This is a genomic window from Deltaproteobacteria bacterium, from assembly GCA_016931625.1.
Lineage (GTDB): Bacteria > Myxococcota > XYA12-FULL-58-9 > XYA12-FULL-58-9 > JAFGEK01 > JAFGEK01.
Map to the genome: position 1 here is coordinate 45,715 of JAFGEK010000200.1, position 23,069 is coordinate 68,783.

The window sequence follows — 23,069 nt, forward strand, 5'->3', positions numbered from 1 at the left end:
GTACCATAATAAAATTCAATGTTAGGGAGGTAAAAATCTCATAGGATCTACAGCGGTAGTTCCTTTACGCACTTCAAAATGTAATTTATCCTTACCAGTACGAGTGCCTTTGCCAACGTGAGCAATAATCTGACCTGCAGTCACATGGTCGCCTCTTCGCACTGAATTTGTACGATTATGTGCATAAATGGTCACTAATCCTTTATTATGACGTATTATTACTAAATTTCCATATCCACCATGTCTGGCAGAAAATATTACTCTGCCATCTGCTGCGGCACGTACGGCTGTACCTGCAGGAGCAGCTATATCAATTCCATCATGCTTAACCCCATGTCTTTTACCAAAACGGGCTATAATTGACCCATCAACTGGCCATAAAAGAGCATATTTTTGTGCAGTTTTTTTTATAGCCTTTACTGTAACTTCATCTTTGTTTGTTTGCAAAAAACTCTTTTTATCAGCAATGGTAGAGGATTTTTTTGATATTAATTCTGATGGTTTTTTTTCTAAATTTTTATTGCTAGTTGATAAAAAAACTGAATCCGTTTTGTTGCTTTCATTTTTCGGTGTTTCAATAGAAGCATTTTTAGAATCATCTATTGAGTTTGGTACAAATAGCACCATGCCTACGTGTAAATTTTTGGGGTCATTAATATCATTACGTTTAGCTAAATCAGAAACACTTACTCCATAGCGATTAGCCAATCGCCATAACGTTTCTCCTGCTTGCAAAATAATCTTACGCTCTTTTGGACTTTTAGTTGATTCGATGGTTTTTTTAATAATTTCAACTTTTGTGTTATCACTATCTCCTTTTGAATTAGTTATATCTGTATTATTTGTATTATCTTCAGGTATAAGTAACTCCATACCAACATAAACCTTGGTAGGATCTTCGATCTTATTATGTTTCACTAATTGCTCAACACTTACTTGGCAACTTTGTGCAACTCGCCATAACGTTTCTCCGGCGCGTAAAATTACCTTACGTGTTTTTTGATCTTTACTATTTGATGTTGAGGTAATTGTATTGCAGCGTTCTTTTAGAGCTTCAATATTACGCGCAGGTAAATTTTCTTTATTAGCAGCACAATTAACCGCGCTTAACAAACAAATTAGCCACGTGACTACAATATTAGTAGAAAATCGAACATCTAACCTTTTTGTAATGGTAGTCAGCGTCATATGTAGGTAATTGTCGCTAATTTATAAAATTCAGCAAATTTTTCGCCAAGATTAGGGACACCCCCTAAGTTTTATTAGCGTGATAGTGGCGTTGGATGAAGTGGTGGGATTTCTTGTAAATCGTCATCTATAGTTTTCATTCCCGGAAGATTAAGTTCTCGTAAATATGCAAATGATCGGTAATCGGTGATGTCATAGTGGATTGGCGTTACAGATATATAGCCTGCTGCAACCGCATTTGTATCACTATCTGATATATTATCAAGGGGGTTACGTTCACCACCTATCCAGTAATATGGCTTACCGCGTGGATCATGACGTTTGATAATTGAACTTGACCAATCTGTATAACCAAGACGGCATAACTTAATCCCGCCAATTTTTCCGCGTGGTTTAAAAGGAATATTAGCATTAAGGGTTACCCCTTTAGGCATTGGATCTTCAATTATATGCTTTACTAAATCGCAGGCAACAGAAGCGGCGTCAGCAAAATTAGCTTCTTTTGCTGCCTGGGTTCCTGCTGGTTCTGGGATACACAGTGATACAGCCAAAGCGCTAAAACCATATATGGCCCCCTCCATCGCGGCTGCTACGGTACCAGAATATAATACGTCATGTCCTAAATTTGCACCGTAGTTAATACCACTAACTACAATATCGGGTTTATTGGGCAACACATGATGCAAACCAAAATACACACAATCTGCCGGAGTACCATCAAGGCAAAATTGCCGCTCTCCAAGCTGCTTTAAACGCAGTGGTTGTTTTAAAGTGAGAGCATGACTGTTAGCACTACGTTCACTATCAGGAGCCACAATCCATACTTCACCAATTTGAGCCAAGGCTTGCGATAATACCTGAATCCCAGGCGCAAAAACACCATCATCGTTTGATACTAAAATGCGCACAGACTTCATGATTTTTTGAGATAGCATGTTTTTAATTTTACCGGCTAGGTATTAATTATAATAATCAGAAGATTTAGGTTTTTTTTAATGTTGTTTGTGCCTGGATAAGGTCTGGACGTAATTTATGAGTAATTTTGGTAGCTTGCTCATCTCGCCAATTGACAATTGCTGCATGATTGCCTGAACGTAGTACTTCTGGAACACTCATACCGTCATACTCATTAGGTCTAGTATATTGTGGATATTCAAGTATCCCACTTGAAAACGATTCTTCATGTAGTGACGCGGGATTACCTAAAACCCCGGGCAATAACCTCACTACCGCATCAATTACACACCAGGCAGCAGGATCACCTGCTGAAAGCACAAAGTCACCCACTGATAATTCGTCATCGACATATTTTCGTACTCGCTCGTCTATACCTTCATATCGGCCACAGATAAGCACTACCCCAGGACCCTGGGCGATGCGATGTGCAATTTTTTGGTCGAAACGCTTACCTCGAGGGTCTAGTAAATAAATAGGACCACCATTGCGCTGCCGTGCAACAGTTATGGCTTTATGCAAAGGTTCTACAGCAAGCACCATACCTGCACCACCACCAAAAGGAGTATCATCAACCTGACGATGTATGCCTTTACCAAAATCTCGTAAGTCATTTAAGGTAAGTTCCGCTGTACCCTCATTAAAAGCTCGCCCAATCAGACCGGATTTTGATCCAAGAACATGCTGCCAAACAGATGGCACGAGGGTAATAATTTCAACAGCAAAAACCATTTTAAGCTAAACCTATGTTTTATAAATCCCATAATCCATTTGGTATTCGTAACCTTACCGAATGCTCAACGCGATTAAAATTAATAATCGTATCATCTGCCAGTGGTAGCAGTTTTTCTTGATCGTTAATGTCATGGATTACAAGTATCTCTTGATTACGGTTTTCCATAAAATTTACAATCACGCCAATATAAACACCCGTTTCATCAACAACATTTACATCTATAAGTTCAAATAAATATAATTCACCGTCAGCCAGTTGCGGCAAGGTTGCGGTATCAACCTCAATTATGGCACGTGATAATTTTTGTGCGTCTTCTCGCTGAGTTATTTGGTCAAACGATATCAATATCGCATTATTGGCTAATCGAACCGATTTTAAGGATAAAATTTTTGGTGGCCCAGATTGCGAAACAACCCGAACCTGCTGGGTAGCTTCAGGTAAATAGGTATTACTACGCAATGGTTTAGCTCGTACTTCACCATGTACCCCATGTGCTTTAGTAATTGTCGCAAACGGAATCCAAAAAGGGCCCGTTGACGAACACTTCATGGGCATCATTAGTCTACGATATCGAGAGTATACGTCTGCCCTTCAGGACCAGCGGCAGTAAGCAATGTACGAATGGCATGGGCAGTACGGCCTTTTTTACCGATGATTTTGCCACGATCGTCTGGAGCAACATGAAGCTCAACGATGATGCTATCACTCGACCGGTTCACCTCGAATACTTCAACCTCATCAGGTTTGCTAACCACAGCCTTAGCGATATACGATACGAGTTCTTTCATGAGCAAAAAATATTAAGCGGTAACACCAGCACGAGCCAGTAAAGATTTTACAATATTTGACTGACGAGCACCGACTTTTAGCCATTTTTTGGCTTTTTCTTCGTCAACAGCAAGCTGTGTCGCACCAATAGGATCATAAATACCTACTGATTCAATGAAGCTACCATCGCGTTTATTCCGCGAGTCTGTAGCAACAATATGATAAAATGGACGATGTCGCGTACCATGACGAGCAAGACGTAGAACTACTGCCATTTCTTTTTAGCTCCTTGATTAATAAAACAATGAGAGCGAGCGGGGCGCTATATCATTTTTATGAAATTTGTCAACGTATTACCCGCGAATAGCTTTCATTATTCAGAACATCAATATTATAAGGTTCAAAAAGCAGCATAGAATTGCTTGCTGCATAAATCACAAAAACTATTTGTTTGCCATTTGCTAATGTTGCAAGCGTCATATCAGTAGGAAATTCGCCAGCAGTCGGAACAGTTGTTTCAGATAAATCATATCCAGCTAACATAGTTACCCAGGTATCAGTTAAATTTATCGCAAACGGGTTATCACGCGAATATAAAGAACGTTTTTCTGTATTTAGCGCTAATCCAGCTTGATCATAAAAATCACATGAATTTGTATCAGCCTCAATATTTGGAGCACTAATTGAAAATAAAATGTTTTCATTAATGCCAACATTTCCGCCTCTACCGATCACGTCTCCATACTGTGCTCGGCCTACCCTTTTATCGCCATGATAGATTACATATCGATGGCTTACACGAGTACGATAAGCAATAGAACCGTCTGTAAGAAAACATTTTGGAGACAGCCCGATCCCATCTTTAGCTTCTAAAATTAACTTAGTTACAGTTTGTGATTTATCGATTGCTAATATACGCCATTCAAGTTCACATGCTTGCGGATCTGAACCTACAACCGCCTGACAAGCCGAATCTTGCCTTGGTCGCGTGATAAATTGCAAAATATCACCTGCAACAACATCGGCTTCGCTAAAATCATAAGCTACATCAACAAATGTAAAATTTGCTTCTGAGCTATTTTGGGGGGTGTGAATATCAACTCGACCGCCAGTAGAACGATTGATAATTACCCCCTCCCAGTCAAAAACCCATGTCCCAGAAGCCGTTAGACCTGGCATAACCACAACACCTGAACCATTACCGCCATCCGCACAAACAAAACGTTCCCGTTCAGGTGTTATTGGGCATGGCCCCAAAAAAGAACTAATCTCTGGTGCGGCAATCTCTGGATGTTTTTCTTTTGTAGCCATTTCAATGCTTGGAGCTTCACAAGCCGTGGCTGAAAGTAATGTCGGTTTTAAGGGGGCATCAGGTGTTGAACGCAAGCCTACATATTCTAGTGGCCCGCCAAAAAGAGAAACTAATAATGACTGACTATAGGAGTATTTTTGTTCATTACAGGTAATAGAAAGACTACTTGCTGATGCCGCTTCGCTATCAGCACTACCCGTAATTGTAACTTTAGCACCTAAAGCTAATAAGCTCGTTGGCATAGCCCCGAGATATACTGCTTGGTATTCATGGCCAGAAACAGTTTGCAATCCACTATTATCATCAAGGCTGCATATCGCAGTATCACTTGGATGTTGATTTATACATTTTAATTCACTGGCATTACATGCCTCAATACACTCAGGAGCTTTCACGTAAGTAGAATTACTATCAACTATTGAAGCGGCAGCAGAAGTAATATCGTCAAATATCACCAAATCATACAACATAGGTCTTGTAACAATAAGAGCTGTACCATCCTTAGACACAACTAGCGTTCCTGGTTGTGCATTAATATTTAGACGCTCAATGACTATACCACTTGCTAAATCAATACGTAAAACCGTGTTGTCTGATGCGTCTATAGCAAAAAGCCAATTGCCATTTGGATGAACTGCTAATTTTATCGGATTGCCACCAACGGCATAATTACGAATTGGTTCTATGGTTGGACCAGATTCTTCTTCTCTAACTTCAAAGCTTACAACGCTTCCGATATTTGAAAGTGCCACAAAAAAACGCCCAAGGCATGGAGCGGCACAATATTGATGTTGAGCAATAGTCGTATTTGCTTCAAGATTATCAGAATCAGGTGTTTGTGTAATCGCCGCAACTAAATCTGCAGGAGCCGAGTCAGCCGGCCCTGCTTTAATAATCACCGCGGCGTTATCATTGATTGCTGGTATTAATGCTTGCGCATCAATAAGCCTTAATGTTTCACCACTGCCATTAAGAACCACCACGTAGCGACCATCTGGTGTTGCAGCTAAGGCGCGCGGTGAAGGGCCAGCGGCAATATGCAAAGGGAAATGAATTGCATCGGCACGAATAAAATCAAACCCCCTTAATGTATTACCCAGCAAGCCAACTTGCAGATTATCTTCACTGCTATTAGCGATAAACAAACGATTATGATCTGGACCAGCAAGTGCCATTGCAGTTGGTGTACTTAAAAATGTTGGCAAAAAATTATTATCAGCCGAACATGCATTAATAAAAGATGCGATCAACAACAAAGACAAACAATGGGCAACAACATTATTGCGATTCATATAGGCCATGATGTTTTTATTTGGTGCTTACTTCACCAAACTCCGTGGTTCGTACCCTGTTAATGACACTGGCAAAAGCAACATTATCTCTGGGTATGCGAATGGTTGTAACGCCGTGGTCATATAAAGTGCCAACTAATAATAATATTTCATTATTGGTAGAAATATTAGCCAATGCTAGTGGACGCAGACCAATATAATTTTCGGCTGTTTGAGAACCATGAATTTGCGCAACTGAAATTAATGCTCCTCTAATAGTAGCAATTATGTCAATTTGATTAGCGGTGAAAGAAGTTAATGCAATATATTCAATTTCTTCATTAGTAGAGCCTAAAGGATTATTTCCAGTGAAATTAATTAAATTTGTTGGGGTACCCATCAGTGGAAGAACCTGTGTTATCGTGTAATTAGGTTCTAGTACATATGAATAACTGTAATCATCGATAATTGCACGACTAGTTAGGCTGGTATCTAATGCTATTAAATTATCTTGACTGTTGGTGGCAACATAAGCGTGGCTGCCATCTGGGGAAAAAATAATGCCCCCGGCGTCATATCCGCCAATCTCCGCAGCTAAATCATGAATAGTGCGGCGCACCGTACCATCAGGAGCGATGGTTACCGCAAATATCGAAGCATATTCAGAATAAGTACTATAAAATCGGCTAGATGCTGCTATATAAGTATCACAACCTGGCTCTGACAAATTGCATCCAGCAACAGGCGGACGAATAGCAAGCGATCCTACTCCTGCTTCACCTAAAATGATTGCGTGCTCAGGGATCAAAAAGGCATCAGTTTCATTAGCCTGATTATTAATATTAAAAATTAATAACCTATTAAGTGATTCACTTAAATGACTGACAAAACTAACTGCTAGTTTACTTTGACCACTATTGTGGTCAACATAAGTGGCCAAAGCATATGGATCGATAAAATTATCTTTATTCATTTCTTCATTAAATTTTGCAATATTTGTTTCATCATCAAGTGCATAGAGATGCTGACGATCACAATCGGTATGACGTTCGTTAGAATCTAGTCCTTCGACTGCATCAGGATTGCCACAAGAAATATTTAGCTCATCATTAACTTTAGTAATTTCTATTATACTAATAAGGTATGAACCACGATGACCAATAAATGCCAATATCCGCCCGTTGTCTGATAATGATTGCGTAGTATCTAACGCGATAGGACCACCAATAGCCGGTATATTAAGCTGCTTGATCACAGCATCGGCTGGCTTTTGCGCATTTAGCAATGATGCAACACTAACCAATGAAAGCCACCCAGAGCCAAATCGCCGGTCAAAATTGGCGTTTGAAACTAACGCCATATCCTGACCTATGCCGGTAATTGAACTAGGTAATGGCGCGATAGCTGTCGGAAAATAAAAAGCACCTTTGGGTGGTAAAACTACCCCAAGTTCAGTATCAGCACATCCGCCAATCATAAATAGAGCCGCGTAAAACGCTAAACTCTGGCTGCGAAACATGAAACCAAATACCATGGTGGCAGCCTTGTAATAGTTCTGAGGCTGAACGACAAGCATCATAGCAAAAGTTTCTTAATTAAAAATTAATTAATCAATATGATTTTTAACTAGTTATTTTAAATGCAAACCTTGATCGCTTAATAAGCTAATAAAATTGCTTTTAAAACTATCACGGTCAAAATTTCTAGCATGTTTTTGAAGAATTTCAGATACATAAGAGCCAGAAGCTCGCAAGGTAAAAAACTTATCTACTGCATTAGAAAGGCTTTCTAATGTTTGTTCATTGAAAAGCACGCCAGTTGCCAAAGGCCCATCGGCAATCACTGTTTCACTACTACCACCGCTACCATAAGCAATTACCGGGCAACCTGCTGCCATGGCTTCAACCGGAATAATACCAAAATCTTCTTCACCAGGAAAAAGCAATGCTTCAGCACTAGCATATACATTACGTAATTCTGCTAAGCTTAACGATTTAACAAAACGAATATTTGAAGTTGCTATTTGTTTTAATTTATTTAGTTCCGGTCCATCTCCAATAACCGTAAGGTTAAATCCACGTTTACTGCACAATGAAACAGCTAAATCAATACGTTTATATGGAACCAATGCTCCAACGACAATAAATCCACTACGTGACTCAGCTGGTTGATTTGTAGAAAAATAATCAATATCTACAGGAGGATATATAACTTTTACAGAAAGATTCCACACTCTTTTAATGCGATTTTTTACAAATTCTGAATTCGCAATAATTATTTGGCCTTGATGAGATGTGCGAATATCCCAACGCCTTAAAAACTTAGCCAATATATGCGCCATCGGATTGGTAATTGCAGTGAACGGCAGCGCTGCTAAGTAATGAGGCATTTGGTCCCAAATATAACGCATTGGCGAATGTACATAGGCAATATGCACTTGATCTTTATTTGTGTGAACAGCTTTAGCGACACAGTGGCTAGTTGAAATAACCAAATCAAATTTACTAAGATTAAAACTCGCAATTGCTGCTGGGAAAAGCGGTAGATATTGGCGAAAACGTCGTGGCGCTAAAGGCAGTTTTTGGATCCAACTTGTATGTATCTTATGTGCAGCAAGTTCTGGGTGTATCAGTTTTTTTCTGCAAACTAACGTAAATATAGGTGCTTGTGGGAATAATCGCGCTATTTCAAGTAGTACTTGCTCTCCCCCTCTATGGGCAACAAGCCAATCGTGAACCAACGCAACTTTCATAAAAACTCATTAAACAATATGCAGTATCTTGGCCAGAAAGAAACCGCATGCTAGTTTTTCTAAATATGTTTTACAAAACATCATCACCTTGCTGGGCTTATTTTATAATTGCTGGTTTATTGCAAAGTTGTATTACTGCCGAGGACCCAAATACACCAAACCAACCGCACTTACCAATTGCCTGTTTACGTGTGCCAGTTATTGCTGCAGTAGATAAACCGATTGTTATTGATGCAAGTAGCTCTAAATACACTACTAGTTCAGGTATTACTTATATTTTTGAATTTGGAGATGGAACATCACCTTTACGTTCTAATGAGCCGTTAGTTCGACATATTTTTACACATGAAGGTCTATATACTATTATTGTTAGAGTCGTAGATTTCAGTGGTGCGCAAGTCGTAGCTCTTCAAGATATATCAGTTTTAAATGATTTGCCTGATCCACCAGATTACTGCAAACAAGATAATGATTGCCTCATTGGTGATGAATGTGAAGATGGTATTTGCTATAGCGTTGGTGGCGCTGTTGAGTGATTATTTTACTTTAGAAAAAAGCAATGCGTGCATAGATTTTTGATCTGCAGGAGTAAACTCATAAGCACTAAATTCGTTAGAACCGACCCAACGAAACTCACGAATATTAATAACTTGTGGTTCAGCATTACCAATATGACAACGATAAAGATGCAATTCAACAATGAAACCATCATACTCGCGTTCAGTAGAAGATAAGTGTTCTTCTACGCTTGCCTCTAAACCTAGTCGTTCTTTTAATTCACGTTTAAGGGCTACGTAATCACTTTCGCCTGGTTCAACTTTGCCACCTGGAAATTCCCATAATAATGGCAAAACAGCCTTTTGTTGGCGTTGGGTAATTAGATATCGACCGTTTCTGATTATCGCTGCGCTCACAACACGGATACGCTGTTTGACCACGACACAGCTCCTACAGGCAAAACGCGACACTCAATACATATTAAAAGAAGTTTTGTCATACCAAATACATCAAGCTAACTAAATTGACAAAAACTCTTATTTATAATCGGCAAGATATTAACTCAATAATTGGTGTTGATGCAAAACCTTTTAAATATAAAGTATGCTGCGATTAAACTTTTCAAGTCGCACGCACAACAATAGCACTACTTGAATATTAGTTTAGTCTTTCGTCTTAAGAATGTGTAGAGGTAACCATTTTCTGAAATTAAAGCTAGGGTATCGTTTTCCCAGATTACGTCATTAGCCATACGAGCGCCAAAAGCGGCAGCTTGTAAAGGACGACCGGTTTGAGCATTTAGCACCACTAGCCCATTGTCACCACCAGCAAATGCCAATAAATTTTCACGAGTAACCATTCGAGTAACAAGGCCTGAATCTAATTTTGTGCGATATACCAACTCACCATCTTTAAGTTTAAAAGCCCAAACAAAACCATTGCCATTACCAGCAATTATATTTTTACCACTAATGATAATACTTCTAATGGCAGGTATATCTCGTTGCCAGATGGTCTGACCATCACTTGGATTTAATGCAAATAATCCATCTTCATATGAAGCTACAAAAAGTTTTCCATCAGCTATGATTGGATCTGCATCAGCATCTAAAAAACCTTCGCCCCGCAAAGATAACGAACGCATCCAATGCTGATTACCATCTTTTAGGGCATAAGATGCTACATAACCATCAGAGAAACCTGCATAAATAGTATCGTCAACAACCAGTGGGCATGCATGCCCAACAATACTAATAGTGTTTTGCGGTGGACGACCAGTTGCCCATAAAATATCGCCTTTAAAAATATCAAGAGCAACAATACGATTGGTAGCAGTAGCTAATATCAGTTTTGTACCTGCAACTACTCCCGAAGCCCTAACATCACCACCAACGTCAGTTTTCCAAATCAAAGTTCCATTTGCCGCATTTACCGCTAAAACGTTGCCATCGCGGCTACCTAACACTGCAAGCTGACGATCGGTAAATGAAGCTAAATTTATCGTTGAGTCGGATGGATTTTTAATCTGAATCGTAGCTACAGCTGATGACCTCAATGAAACCAAAGGCACATCAACCAAGGTAACCGTAGATTCAAAGGGTATCCCGTATTTATAAACCCAAGAGATTTCACCGGTATCAAGATTTCTTGCTTCAATATTGCCATCGCCAGTACCCAAAATAACTAAGCCGTAGCGATGAGAAACTGCTGGTCGACCAAAACTAACAATAGATTTGCGAGCAAAACCGGTACGGACAACAGGTACCCGCCATTGCAATGAAAATATCGCCTTTTTCGATGGACGAATTTTAATAGCTGAACCATCAAGTTGTTCAGTTAGTTGAGCATCGTTTACAGCTATTGGTGGCCGTAACAATGCAGCTGCAAAAGTTAGTGCTGTAAAAAGTTGGCTCACGGTTCGGTCTTAGTTTCTTCGACAGTTTTTTTACCTTCTTCAAGTGAAGCATCTGCAGTTTCAGGATGACCTATTTTGGCGTAAAGTTCTTGAACTTTGGTCGAAAATGAAGAGTTGGGATACTCTTTTTCTATGCGAGCTAAAAGATTGCGCGCTTCTTTTATTTCATTTTTTTCAGCATGCAACCGCGCTAGTTGAAATAGTGCATGGTCTGCATAAAAATGCTTACTAGTACCCGTCAAATGCTGCCAAATTTTTAAAGCACCATCAATATCGCCTTTTTGCTCAAGTAAATATGCGCTGCGTTCGATAGCTAAAAAATATAAATTATCATTAGGTGTTAAGCTATTAACGAGTGTTTGTAGAATATTTAATGCTTTGTCTTGCTCACCAAGCTCAATATCGAGATCAGCTATGTAAAAACGTGCCATTTGTGCCACACCACTTGTGCCAAAGTTATCAACAACTTTTATAAAGGCGCTACGAGCACTTTGAGCACGATCTTCTTTTGATGCAAAAGTTGGAGGAGTGGCTGTAGGATCGGCTTTCTCTGCATTTTCAGCTATAGCTGCGTCTTTTATTTCAATGGCTTGCTTATATAACTTTGAAACTTCAAGGCGTTGACTATTAAGAAACTCGATACCTATCCAAACACCGACTATTGCTAAAATGACCAATAAAATCGGTATGATAACAGCCAAACGGTGGTTTCGCATCCACTTAAAGCTGCGATTAGCAGTAGCTAGGAATGCATCGTCTTTTTTAAGCAATTGCTTGCGAGTTTTTTTCTCTGCCACCTTTAAAACCCTCCAAGGCTTTGTTTTTCAGAGCATATTCATTTTTTAATAAAAACGTCTCTTACTGCAATGGGACCATGAATGGCAACGCGGTTCACATAAGTTCTTGCTAAATACAGATCACGAAATTACTTTCCCTATGGGTAGATAGTGGTATAGGGAACAGTCATAAAATTGACTAGCTCGCTTTTGGTAGCTTTAAAACTACCAAGGTTGTTTAATAAGCGATTCCTGGCTGCCTTTTTTTGTTTTGTATTTTAGGCGCTGGCTCGCTTTAGCGTAATGTGCTCAATGAGGGGAGCACATTAGCGCAAAAAATCTTTTAGTAAGCGAGCCCTAACGCTAGCGCGCCTATAGTGAAGGAGCGCCGAGACGACTCCATGACCCGTAAAATGATCGTTAATGCTATCGATCCAGAAGAGATCCGAATCGCCATCTTAAACCAGGGAATTTTAGAAGATTTTGACATTGAATCTAGAGGTGTCGAAAAAAACAAGGGCAATATTTATAAAGCTGTTGTTGCTGCGGTTGAACCTTCTTTAAATGCTGCATTTATTGATTATGGCGTAGATAAACAGGGTTTTTTAACTGCAAATGATGTTGACCCACGTCTTTACACTAATGAAGTCGAAGAAAAATCTTTTCGTATTAATGAATTGTTAAAACCTAAACAAAATATTCTCGTACAGGTAACTAAAGATGAGGTTAATCAGAAAGGCGCCGTACTCACAACCTACCTATCACTTGCTGGAAGATATGCAGTACTAATGCCTGGCTCAGAGCGCCATGGCATTTCTCGAAAAATTGAAGATGATGAAACTCGCAGACGTATGCGTGAAGCTGCCGCAATGCTTGATGTGCCAGATAATATGGGTGTCATCGTTCGCACGGCTGGCAAAGATCGCTCTCGCGAAGAATTAAATCGTGACCTCCAAATTCTTTTACGTTTATGGGGAAATATTAAATTAGAAGTAGAGAAAGCCTCAGCGCCAGCTTTAATTTTTAAAGAACAAGATGTAGTTATTCGAGCACTACGTGATTACTACCGAGACGATATCGATGAAATTGTGCTTGATAATGATGAAGCTTTTGACCGGGCTGATGAATATATGCACCTGGTTATGCCTGATAAAAAAAGTGTATTATCACGCTATGTTGAACGACGACCAATTTTTCACCACTACCGTATCGAGGAGCAACTTGAAGCACTTTATGCTTCAAAAGTCACCCTGCCCTCTGGTGGATCCCTAGTCATTGAATCAACAGAAGCTTTAGTATCGATTGATGTAAATAGCGGCAAACAAAAACTTGGCGCCCAAGAAGAAACTGCCTTCCAAACTAATATTGAAGCAGCTCGTGAAATCGCTAGACAAATTCGCTTGCGTGATCTTGGCGGAATAATAGTTATCGATTTTATTGATATGAACTCTCGAAGACACGAGCAGCGTGTTGAGCGAGTAATTAAAACTACTCTAGCTGACGATAAAGCACGTATTAAAGTTGGTCGCATCTCTCCGAATGGTACTTTAGAACTAACTCGTCAGCGTATTCGTAGTGCTTTAGAAGTCAATATTTTTAGGCCCTGCGATGTTTGCCATGGTACAGGTCATATACTTAAACCTGAAGCGCATGCTGTCGCCATTTTAAGAAAACTACGTGATCGAGCAGCTCGTGGTGATTTAAAAACGGCAAAAGTCAATATAGAACCTACAGCAGCGAATGTTATTCGCACTGATAAATGGGCGGCTCTGCAAGAAATTGAACAGAATTACAATGTTAGTATTGATATCGTAGTTGAACATAGCTACCAACCAGGCCAAGAAGACTTTACTTTTGAAACAGATCCAAATGTAACACCAATTCCTATTGAAGAGCCTAACTTCGGTCCTGCACCCCGTTTCATAGATGATGATGAAGATGGCTATGCAGATAATGAAGATAATGAAGATGATATCGATGAAGAGCTCGATGATTATGAAATTTGGTGCGAAGCAAGCAGAGAGGAGCAAATGGTGTATACACATAGCAATAATCGCGGCCACCGTCGCGATGCACACAATCGCAACAGAGATCGCAGCAGTGGCAGACTAACGACATCACGCAACAGTAAAGCGGCAAGCGATTTATTAGTTGGTGCTGATTTAACCACTGGGCTGCCTTCCTTTGAATTAATCGATCCTAGCGAATTGGGATTTGGTCCAGAAGGTCAACGAAATTCACACTATAGCCGACGTCAAAATAGCCGGGATGAAGATCGACATCGTCGTGGTCGTCGTGGCGGCAAGCGTAGACATCGTCCCTATGAAGACGGCACAGAAACAAAAACATCAAGAACATACAGAAATGCGCGTTCATCAAATATCAAGAAATCTAACAATGTTCGTGGTGCAACTAATAAAGTCGCAACAGCTACTACCCCAAAAAAGAAAAGTTTGCTATCGCGTCTAGCTTTTTGGCGTAAAGATTAGGTGATGTCCCTAATGAGTATCTTTTTTTTGTCTTGTTCTAAATTTAAGCCAAATAGGGGTACCACTAAAACCGTAACGTTTGCGTAAGGCATTTTGTAAATAGCGTTTATATGAATCACGAACATAATCGCTATGACTAGCAGTAAATATAAAGGTTGGCGGACGCACTAAAGGTTGTTGCACAAAAAATAACTTGGGACGTCTGCCGCGCTGAATAGGCGGTGGTGAATCGGCAATTACATCGTTGAAAAAGCGATTTAACTCACCGGTACCAATACGACGATGACGTTCTTGTTGAACTGTAGTAATTTTTTCTAGTAATTGCAGAACTCCATGGCCGGTTTTAGCAGAAGTGCGAATTATTGGTGCAAAAGAAGCAAAGACAAATTGTTGCGACAACGCATCATTAAATAATTCACTTTTCTCTTGGCCTTTAACCAGGTCCCATTTGTTAGCAACTATAATGACACCTTTGCCTCGCTCACTAGCTAAAGAGATAATACGGGCATCTTGATCAGATGGGGATTCGTTTGCGTCAATAACAATAACCGCAACATCAGCGCTTTCAATACCACGCATTGCCATCATTACTGAAAAACGCTCAATGCGAGAAACCACCGAACGTTGACGACGAATACCTGCGGTGTCGGTAAAAACAAATAGTTGGCCTTGATGTTCTAAAGTGCTGTCAATAGCATCGCGAGTTGTTCCTGGTATTTCACTTACGAGATGGCGCTCTTGCCCGAGAAGTCGATTAATAAGCGAGCTTTTGCCTGCATTAGGGCGCCCCACTACTGCCACACGAATTGGACCACCATGCCATTCGATTCTGGTAGGTGGCGTATCTTCAGTATCTTCTTCATTATTAACTGCAATTGGACCGTAGGCATTATCAAATTCAGCAGCCAAAGGGGGATCGAGGCGATCGATTATTTCATCGATAATATCACCTACCCCACGTCCATGCTCAGCAGACAAGGGCAAAACTTTTGTCATACCTAACTCATAAAACTCGGCCATGGCAATATCGCTATTGCTACCATCAATTTTATTGGCGATTACTAATGTTTGTTTACCTGAGCGCCTAAGCATATTGGCGACTTCGTAATCTGCTGCAGTTAAACCGCTGCGCGAATCTAACAAAAATAAAATCAAATCAGCTTCAGTTATGGCTAGTTGCGTTTGTATGCGTACGTTTTCAAGAATTTGGTCATTACTACGAACTTCAATACCACCCGTATCAACAATACGCAGCAAACGTCTCTCGATTTTCGCTTCAGCGAAAAGTCGGTCACGAGTAACACCAGCTTGATCATCAACAATAGCTGTACGTCGACCAATTAAACGATTAAAAAAGGTGGATTTACCAACATTAGGTTTGCCAACAATGGCGATGAGAGGGATACGTTTTACCACGAATCACCTCTATGATCGGGATTATACCCAAAACGCTGCACTTCGCGGTCTTTATCGCTCCAGTTGGTGGCCACTCTTACCACTAAGTGTAAATAAACTTTGCAGCCTAACATCGCTTCAATAGCTTGGCGTGCTTCTTGACCAAGCTTTTTAATTTGTGTGCCTTTTTTGCCAACAACAATTCCCTTTTGCGATTCACGCTCGACATATATACAGCCTTCAATGCGTACTAGACCTGAACCATCATCACGGCGTTGATCATCAAAACTTTCAATCATTACTGCAGCAGCATGCGGGACTTCAGCACGTAACTGCAATAACATCTGCTCTCTTATTAATTCGCCACACAAAAAACGTTCTGCTTGATCAGTATGTAAATCTCGATCAAATAATGGTTCGCTTTCGGGCAGAGCATCGATTAGTAATTTTAACAATTCATCAAGACCATCTGAGCTTAAAGCAGAAATTGGCACCAAAGCTGTTGGTGATAAAGTCTCGTTGTAAAGCGCAATCCATGGCAGCAATAAATCTTTACTCAAGATTGCATCAATTTTATTAAGGGCAACAATTAATTTGCCACCTTTATTACCAATGACTTTTAAGGCTTCGCGGTCAGCATCATTAAGTTTAGCAACACCACTACTGCAGTCTACGACTAGTAAAGTTACATCAGCACCATCAATAACCGTACTAGCAGTGCGTCGCATGCAGCGTCGTAATACTGATGTGGCTTGAACTATGCCTGGAGTATCAACCAAAATCATTTGCACATCATCGCGGTTAATAATGCCCTGAATGCGGGTGCGCGTGGTTTGTGGTTTTGGGCTTACTATTGCTACTTTTTCGCCAATTAGTTGGTTGATTAAAGTTGACTTACCCACATTTGGGCGACCTACTAAGGCAATAAAGCCAGCACGAAATTTAGGTTTCATTTGTTCCATTCTTTTTCTAAAACAACGCGTGCGCTTGCAGCACAAGCTTGCTCGGCAGTCTTTTTATTAGAACCATGCCCTTGGCCATAAACTTTGCCTGCAATAATTACCTCGCAAACATAGACGCGAGCGTGTGCTGGCCCAGCGGTAGATACGACCACATATTTTGGTGGTTTTTTTATTCCGTGAGCATGACAAGCTTCTTGCAGAGCGGTTTTGTGGTCATTAATACCAGTAGCTTGCTGCATAGCACGCTTAAGTAACGGCAAAATACAACGTTTTGCTGCAGTAAAACCACCATCAAGAAAAATGGCCGCAACCAAAGCCTCAAAAACATCAGCAAGAGTACCATCAGTATTAGATACATCTTTTTGGCTTTGAGCAATACGAAGCATAGTACCTAGATTAAGCTCGCGCGCCAATGCCGCCAAAGACTCGCGCCTAACCATTTGTGAGCGGCGGCGACTTAACTCGCCTTCATCACTATTGGGCGTGTTTAGATAAAGCAATTGACTTGCGATTAAGCCGACTACAGCATCGCCAAGAAACTCAAGACGCTGATTATCTGCACCGAGTTCAGGGTGCTCATTAGCAAAGGTAGAGTGGGTCAAAGCTTCAAGCAACAACTCAGGATGCTTAAATCGATAGCTTAAACTTTGCTCTATGGGGGTGTTGAAGTTCATAAAATTTCAAATACCATAATTTGGTAGTTTATTTTTAGCACGCTAATAAATGATTTCTCGCAATGCTCGAAATAATGAAAATAAACATGCTTACAGTTAATTAGAGCATGGCTATATAGCTGAGGCTTTAAAAAATTGAAAACCAAAAGAGACAATTACTGGTGTGATATCTCTGTTCTACCTTGAGGTAGTCTTTATTTGACAGTGTAGGACTCAAAATACGGTGCACTCAAAATACGGTGCCAGACACCACTAACATGCTGTAATATAAGATAAATTTCTTTACAAGGAAAAACCTCTGAAATATATATGGATATCTAAAAAATTACCTCAGGCTCTAATCTTAAAGTCGGTAGGAGTATTGGTGAACTTGGTGTTCATGTTTATCACATTTTTGTTACACTGCTTCTATATTCACTTGCCGAATTGCTACAAAATAGCGCATTATTAAAGTATTTTTAAGTTGTTTCTGTAGTCATAGAATTCAAGGAGCGCAATAAAATGAAGGCGCGCTTTGTGGGCACGCTGATTAATAAAAAGTTCGATACTGATAAGCTCGAATTTCCTACTCAAATAGAACCTGTGGCACCTCACTTTCTTGCCAACTGTGATCTACTTCGCCGTAGTGTGACTAAATATGTCATGCCGTTGAGTATGCTAAATCGCGTTTTATTTGCGTTGGCTGAACACTATGGTCCGCGGCCTGATGCGATTACTTTGTGGTCCCATTATATTACGCACTATTTTGATTCTCCTGACCTTGTGCTTTTTTGCGACCACCGACAGGCCAGACGAATTCGCTATAAAATTAGAGTGCGCCACTACTTAGATCGTAAATTATCTTTTACTGAAATAAAAAAGCGTATTAAACCGTCATTTACTGAAAAATTTCGACAGACAAAAGAATTCATGGCTAGTGCGCTTAATAGTGAAGAAATCGAATTATTTAATCAAATGACATTTCCCCGTCAAATTCTACTAATACCACAGCTGTCAATGGAGTTTAGACGGTTAACATTGCTAGGCCGTAACACTATTGAGCGTATCACTTTTGATCGAAATCTCTGTTTTAAAAATGACCAACGCAGTCATTCTATCGACAATGTGGTAATTATTGAAGTCAAACAAAAACGTGCATGCCGCTCTACTTTTGCTTTACAGATTTTACGAAAATATAGTTTGAGACCCACTTCGGTAAGCAAATACTGCCTCGGTATACTTGCACTTAAAGATGGGCTTCAACCTCTGCGATTACGAGAGCAGTTGCGTATTGTAGAAAGGGCAAATCATGATTGAATGGTTTGGTTTTCAAATGCTACTTGACCCTAAAGATTTCGGTAAATTAGTACTACGTCTTGTGGTTGATCTTGGAGTTGTGGCCGTCATTGTTCGTGGTGTTTATTTAAGAACGTCACAACGTCGTGATATCGCTTTTTCTTGTGTACTACTTAACATCATCACGTTTTCTATTTGTCTATTGTTACGCAAAGTGCCGGTAGAGCTAGGTTTTGCTCTCGGCTTATTCGGTGTATTTAGTATATTGCGTTATCGCACTGAACCTATTGGCATTAAAGATTTGACTTACCTTTTTGTGCTTATTGGTGTAGGCATGCTCAATGCGGTTGCCAATAAAAAAATTAGTCTGCTTGAACTTGCTTTTATAAATCTTACGATAATTTCTGCAACCGCCCTACTCGAAATTGCTCCTTTTATGCATCGCAAAGATTCGCGCTTATTTATTTATGATAACTTAGCATTGCTAAAACCCGACAAGCATGAAGACATGCTTGCTGACTTACGCCAGCGTACCGGACTTGATATTACCAATTTTCGTATTAACGACGTCGATATGATTAGAGAAGCTGCGCAAGTAACGGTTATTTACAATTTGATTTCAGCTAAAAAGACAAAAACAACCCATGCGACCAAAGCAGCTAAAGAAGGATAAGTATGAAACGAGCAATTATGATATGTTTCATAATGCTCGTATCTTCGCGAGTTGTGCTGGCAGCTTCTGGCACTGAAACAGAAGGTTGGTTTGAACTAAAGCTACAACACAATATCATTTCTAATGCTGCTATTAGTCTATCAGCTCAATTTCGTCTTGATGAAAAAATTTCACACATCAGCGCTGGCATCATCGAGAGCGAAGGTGAATTTCGTTTTTTTAAACATTTATCAATTGCTGCAGGATATCGCTTTGCTCATAATCGCCTAAAAGATGACGGTTATGAACCAGTGCATAGAGTTTATGCCAATATTAGTGGACGCTTACCATTAGATTATTGGCGATTAAAATATCGCCTGCAAGCGCAGAATCAATGGGATTGGACTAGTAAAGGAGTCCGTAAAGACAAAACCACGCTGCGCAATCGTATAACTATTGAATATAAAATAAACAAAACCATTCGGCCTTATATCGCCGTAGAACATTTCTTGCCCGTTGATACCTATAAAAATCATTTAACCAACAAGTGTTGGTTTACTATTGGCACAGAACTACAAATAGCTGACGCCCAAATCGAGCCATTTTATCGTTACGAACTTCCGTTTGAAAATCCTAATGACCCAGTTATACATATTATTGGTATCTCTATGCAATTTGAACCTTTGCTAAGCCAAAAATAGTATCCATATAAATACACAAAACAGTTAAACGAATTACTGCCCTTGGCTTGCATATTAAAAGATGGTGGATATATTTAATATCTAATATATTGCTACTGAGTTTGATCAATATACCCTTGCTGCAGCATTACTTGAAAATCGGTTACCAGCTTGGGCAAAATAGTATTGCGAAGATATTCACGTTCTTGCTGCCACACTTCTGCATCAACATAAGGATCTTCTATGATTATTGGCTCAATTAAAGTTGCCCATTTATCGAGTTTTGCTTGTAACACCTTTTGATCGATTAAGGCCATCAGTTCTTGACTTATTTCAACAAACCGTTGCCATCGGGTTGCAGCTAATAGATTAATAAGTTTGTCACACCCTGATGGAACTAAATATGTTAATTCAGCATCGTCTAACCACGCAGTTATTGGTTCACAAGAAGCAGGTTTGACATTCCAATTTGGTATTGGAGAAGCCGCACCCCAACCTATTTGAGGGTCAATGTAGGGGTCATGTTCAACCAAGGCATTATCGAGATCCCAAGGTATAAGATGAAAACGCGATTCTGTCCCATCATCGTGATACCAATAAACATTATGACAGGACATAGCGACACAATCAGGAAGAGCACAGGTATACCAAGCAGTAAAACCATCCCAATTTTTAATAGCGCGATCAACTGCTATATAGCGGAGCAACTCGTCAATATTAAGCCATGCGGCCATATCAGTTGCAAATGTCTCGGCGCTTACTTTATTTAATGCAACCGTCATTTTGGTAAAGTCTGATATATCACCCTCGTCTTCGTTGGTGGTAAGAGCAGTACGTATACTACTTATATAATCTGGATTTACCCCTTGTTGATTTGGCAAATAGTAAACTTTAGGGTTAGGCCATATTTCTTTATAGAGATTGCCATCACCTGGTTTTGGAAAACGAAAGTGCGTAAAACGTCCGTCTATTTCTTCAATAGCAATAAAGAGGCCCATTAGTTGGCCGTTAATAAAAAGCTTAGCTGGAACGGCGCGTGGTGCAATAACGCCAAAATCATTAAAGAGCTGATAACTTAATAGGTCACGTAACCAAGTTGTTTCGCTTAAGTGGGCATGCAAATTTAAGCGCTTAAGTTTGGCAAATCTTTTGTTTTCATCATATAAATCAAATTTAAATTTATATGAAAGTTTAGCACAATAACTATCACGAATACGCACTAATTCCTGTTGTTCTGTTGTTGCTGCAGTGCTGGTAGATGTTTCTTGGGCTGATTGCCAGCAATTAAACAAAGTGCCTATTGCACCTTTATGACGAAAACCAATGTGACCTACTTGTTCATCGACTTTATACCCTTTAACTTGTAGCTCTGCCGGACGATATTCTTCATCGAGACCATGCTCTTCGATATGTTCCCAATCACTTTCAGCAATTGTCACGTGGTATTCAAGCACTTGGATTGGGTTGAAAATATCTTCAGGGTCAAGTTCTGGTCCCGGATTAAACATATCTTCAATATTATAATCTTGACCGTTATCAACAGGACGCGTACAGGCGCTGATTATAAATAACATTAAATAAAACATTGAATAGGAAATTTTTGAAGACATAGAAATCACATTACCCTACAGAAAACTTAATTGACTTTTATTTAAGCTCATAGCAACGAATTTATTGCTTAAATTATTCTATAAAATTATCACAAATACTAATGAGTTGACAATAAAATTATTAATGACCAGAACTTATTATGGCTGTTGTTAATGAATAGGTAAAAACACTCATAAAAGTTAGATTGAAAAAAATAATTATTTCTGATGAGGTAATAATTTTTTTATGCTAAAATAGGCACACCAAATTACTCATAACTCTATTATTAATTTTAGCATTATCATAAAGCAACAATAACTAATAGCAACAAAACTTCTGTCGAATAATGAAAACGAATTAGGTTGGTACTTAATAAGTTTTCTTACGGGCTCTCTCTTTATTGGAGGTCCTCATGTTATTCGCAGGGTTTAGCAAAGCTCTCATCGCTGTATCAACTGTAACTATTGTTACTGGCTTTGGCTATTGTGGCTATTTTCAATACTACCAGCCAAGACCTTCGCCTGCTATCCCAGAACCTCAAACATTATTCATCACCGAAGTCGCACAAAAAACTCTCTTTGCCGAAACCACCAGCGATAAAGTTTAAGTGTATTGCCCTAACGCTGGAGGTTGTGATGGCAAATCTCACAGCAAATGGGCTGTTGCAGATGCTGTTAATTTCTTTGCAGCGGCTGTTGTTTTTGGTTCAATGAATTGGACCAGCTCTGGCAATGATAACAATGACGAAAATACTCTTTATGTAAAAAGTGCTGGGCTAGCCTCTCAATTTGCCAATGAATTTATACGCCAATGGCATGACCTTAAGGATATTAAAGAATGCAGTAATGTCACGGTTGAGGGAGCAGACTCATCGGTTTGCAATGCTGCTAATGATTGCTCGATTAACTGCGAGAGTGGCTCTTGTTGTGATGGTGTCGATAACGATTATGATGGCTTAATCGACCTCCAAGAAGAATCATGCGCTTGCGCTGATGGTGTCGATAACGATGGCAATGGTTATATTGATCTAGACGATTTCGCTTACCAAAAAGACCCCGAACAATAAACAGACATAAACATTATATTGGCCAAAACGACAAATCAATACCAAGCAATGCGATCGTAAATCACACTATCTTGTATTATTTTTTTTATATTATACTTATATTAATATATTTATAA

Annotated in this window: 23 protein-coding genes; 7 read left to right on the forward strand and 16 right to left on the reverse strand. The window is 39.6% G+C overall.

All coding sequences use genetic code 11. From position 1 onward, the window contains the following. Positions 1-21: 21 nt before the first annotated feature. The 9 genes from JW841_16730 to JW841_16770 all read right to left on the reverse strand — a co-directional run bounded on the left by JW841_16730 (position 22) and on the right by JW841_16770 (position 8,981). Positions 22-1,188 carry a peptidoglycan DD-metalloendopeptidase family protein gene (locus tag JW841_16730; protein MBN1962579.1) on the reverse strand — a complete coding sequence of 389 codons (1,167 nt, stop codon included), beginning with the start codon at positions 1,186-1,188 and terminating at the stop codon, positions 22-24. Between the two features lie 74 nt (positions 1,189-1,262). Beyond that, entirely contained in the window at positions 1,263-2,096 is an 834-nt protein-coding gene (surE, locus tag JW841_16735) for a 5'/3'-nucleotidase SurE (protein MBN1962580.1), read from the reverse strand. Between the two features lie 73 nt (positions 2,097-2,169). Then, complete coding sequence (gene trmD, locus JW841_16740; GenBank protein ID MBN1962581.1) at positions 2,170-2,874, reverse strand: tRNA (guanosine(37)-N1)-methyltransferase TrmD; 705 nt, start codon at positions 2,872-2,874, stop codon at positions 2,170-2,172. Positions 2,875-2,893: 19 nt separating this feature from the next. After that, complete coding sequence (gene rimM / locus JW841_16745) at positions 2,894-3,427, reverse strand: 16S rRNA processing protein RimM (GenBank protein MBN1962582.1); 534 nt, start codon at positions 3,425-3,427, stop codon at positions 2,894-2,896. A gap of 8 nt (positions 3,428-3,435) precedes the next feature. Next, positions 3,436-3,666, reverse strand: a complete 231-nt coding sequence (locus JW841_16750) for a KH domain-containing protein (protein MBN1962583.1) — start codon at positions 3,664-3,666, stop codon at positions 3,436-3,438. A gap of 12 nt (positions 3,667-3,678) precedes the next feature. Further along, complete coding sequence (gene rpsP / locus JW841_16755; protein ID MBN1962584.1) at positions 3,679-3,921, reverse strand: 30S ribosomal protein S16; 243 nt, start codon at positions 3,919-3,921, stop codon at positions 3,679-3,681. A 70-nt stretch (positions 3,922-3,991) separates the two neighbouring features. Continuing rightward, positions 3,992-6,259, reverse strand: coding sequence for a hypothetical protein (locus tag JW841_16760; GenBank protein MBN1962585.1), 2,268 nt, complete (start codon positions 6,257-6,259; stop codon positions 3,992-3,994). 7 nt (positions 6,260-6,266) lie between these two features. After that, a complete protein-coding gene (locus tag JW841_16765; GenBank protein ID MBN1962586.1) occupies positions 6,267-7,808 on the reverse strand; it encodes a hypothetical protein in 1,542 nt (513 codons plus the stop codon). Positions 7,809-7,859: 51 nt separating this feature from the next. Continuing rightward, positions 7,860-8,981, reverse strand: coding sequence for a glycosyltransferase (locus tag JW841_16770; GenBank protein MBN1962587.1), 1,122 nt, complete (start codon positions 8,979-8,981; stop codon positions 7,860-7,862). 65 nt (positions 8,982-9,046) lie between these two features. Between JW841_16770 and JW841_16775 the strand changes: the two genes are divergently transcribed. Further along, positions 9,047-9,517, forward strand: coding sequence for a PKD domain-containing protein (locus JW841_16775; GenBank protein ID MBN1962588.1), 471 nt, complete (start codon positions 9,047-9,049; stop codon positions 9,515-9,517). Here JW841_16775 and JW841_16780 read toward each other — a convergent pair whose 3' ends face one another. The 3 genes from JW841_16780 to JW841_16790 all read right to left on the reverse strand — a co-directional run bounded on the left by JW841_16780 (position 9,518) and on the right by JW841_16790 (position 12,191). Continuing rightward, the gene (locus JW841_16780) at positions 9,518-9,919 is read right to left on the reverse strand and encodes a (deoxy)nucleoside triphosphate pyrophosphohydrolase (protein MBN1962589.1); all 402 of its coding nucleotides are present in this window, start codon (positions 9,917-9,919) and stop codon (positions 9,518-9,520) included. Between the two features lie 206 nt (positions 9,920-10,125). Further along, the gene (locus tag JW841_16785; protein MBN1962590.1) at positions 10,126-11,394 is read right to left on the reverse strand and encodes a PQQ-binding-like beta-propeller repeat protein; all 1,269 of its coding nucleotides are present in this window, start codon (positions 11,392-11,394) and stop codon (positions 10,126-10,128) included. Further along, positions 11,391-12,191 (reverse strand): tetratricopeptide repeat protein, encoded by an 801-nt coding sequence (locus tag JW841_16790; protein MBN1962591.1) that lies wholly within the window; start codon positions 12,189-12,191, stop codon positions 11,391-11,393. The genes JW841_16785 and JW841_16790 overlap by 4 nt, the downstream gene beginning before the upstream one ends. 380 nt (positions 12,192-12,571) lie before the next feature. Between JW841_16790 and JW841_16795 the strand changes: the two genes are divergently transcribed. Further along, entirely contained in the window at positions 12,572-14,659 is a 2,088-nt protein-coding gene (locus tag JW841_16795) for an Rne/Rng family ribonuclease (GenBank protein ID MBN1962592.1), read from the forward strand. A 9-nt stretch (positions 14,660-14,668) separates the two neighbouring features. On the opposite strand, the gene der is transcribed toward JW841_16795, so the two are convergent. Genes der through rnc form a run of 3 tightly spaced genes read right to left on the reverse strand, consistent with a single transcriptional unit; the run spans position 14,669 to position 17,690 of the window. Continuing rightward, entirely contained in the window at positions 14,669-16,075 is a 1,407-nt protein-coding gene (gene der / locus JW841_16800; GenBank protein MBN1962593.1) for a ribosome biogenesis GTPase Der, read from the reverse strand. Next, positions 16,069-17,007, reverse strand: coding sequence for a GTPase Era (gene era / locus JW841_16805; GenBank protein MBN1962594.1), 939 nt, complete (start codon positions 17,005-17,007; stop codon positions 16,069-16,071). Before era ends, der begins: the two co-directional genes overlap by 7 nt. Beyond that, positions 17,004-17,690: a ribonuclease III gene (gene rnc, locus JW841_16810; GenBank protein MBN1962595.1), complete on the reverse strand. Its 687-nt coding sequence runs from the start codon at positions 17,688-17,690 to the stop codon at positions 17,004-17,006. Before rnc ends, era begins: the two co-directional genes overlap by 4 nt. A 501-nt stretch (positions 17,691-18,191) precedes the next feature. On the opposite strand from rnc, the gene JW841_16815 reads away from it, so the two are divergent. The 3 genes from JW841_16815 to JW841_16825 are packed head-to-tail and all read left to right on the forward strand — an operon-like array spanning position 18,192 to position 20,318. After that, the gene (locus JW841_16815; GenBank protein MBN1962596.1) at positions 18,192-18,986 is read left to right on the forward strand and encodes a polyphosphate polymerase domain-containing protein; all 795 of its coding nucleotides are present in this window, start codon (positions 18,192-18,194) and stop codon (positions 18,984-18,986) included. Further along, the gene (locus JW841_16820; protein ID MBN1962597.1) at positions 18,979-19,638 is read left to right on the forward strand and encodes a DUF4956 domain-containing protein; all 660 of its coding nucleotides are present in this window, start codon (positions 18,979-18,981) and stop codon (positions 19,636-19,638) included. Before JW841_16815 ends, JW841_16820 begins: the two co-directional genes overlap by 8 nt. 2 nt (positions 19,639-19,640) lie before the next feature. After that, complete coding sequence (locus JW841_16825) at positions 19,641-20,318, forward strand: DUF2490 domain-containing protein (protein MBN1962598.1); 678 nt, start codon at positions 19,641-19,643, stop codon at positions 20,316-20,318. A 92-nt stretch (positions 20,319-20,410) separates the two neighbouring features. Here the strand turns inward: JW841_16825 and JW841_16830 are convergent, their stop codons facing one another. Next, positions 20,411-21,907 carry a CotH kinase family protein gene (locus JW841_16830; protein ID MBN1962599.1) on the reverse strand — a complete coding sequence of 499 codons (1,497 nt, stop codon included), beginning with the start codon at positions 21,905-21,907 and terminating at the stop codon, positions 20,411-20,413. 392 nt (positions 21,908-22,299) lie between these two features. Here JW841_16830 and JW841_16835 point away from each other — a divergent pair, with 392 nt between their 5' ends. Both JW841_16835 and JW841_16840 read left to right on the forward strand, forming a co-directional pair. Then, positions 22,300-22,494, forward strand: coding sequence for a hypothetical protein (locus JW841_16835; GenBank protein MBN1962600.1), 195 nt, complete (start codon positions 22,300-22,302; stop codon positions 22,492-22,494). After that, complete coding sequence (locus tag JW841_16840) at positions 22,495-22,953, forward strand: hypothetical protein (GenBank protein ID MBN1962601.1); 459 nt, start codon at positions 22,495-22,497, stop codon at positions 22,951-22,953. Positions 22,954-23,069: the final 116 nt, after the last annotated feature.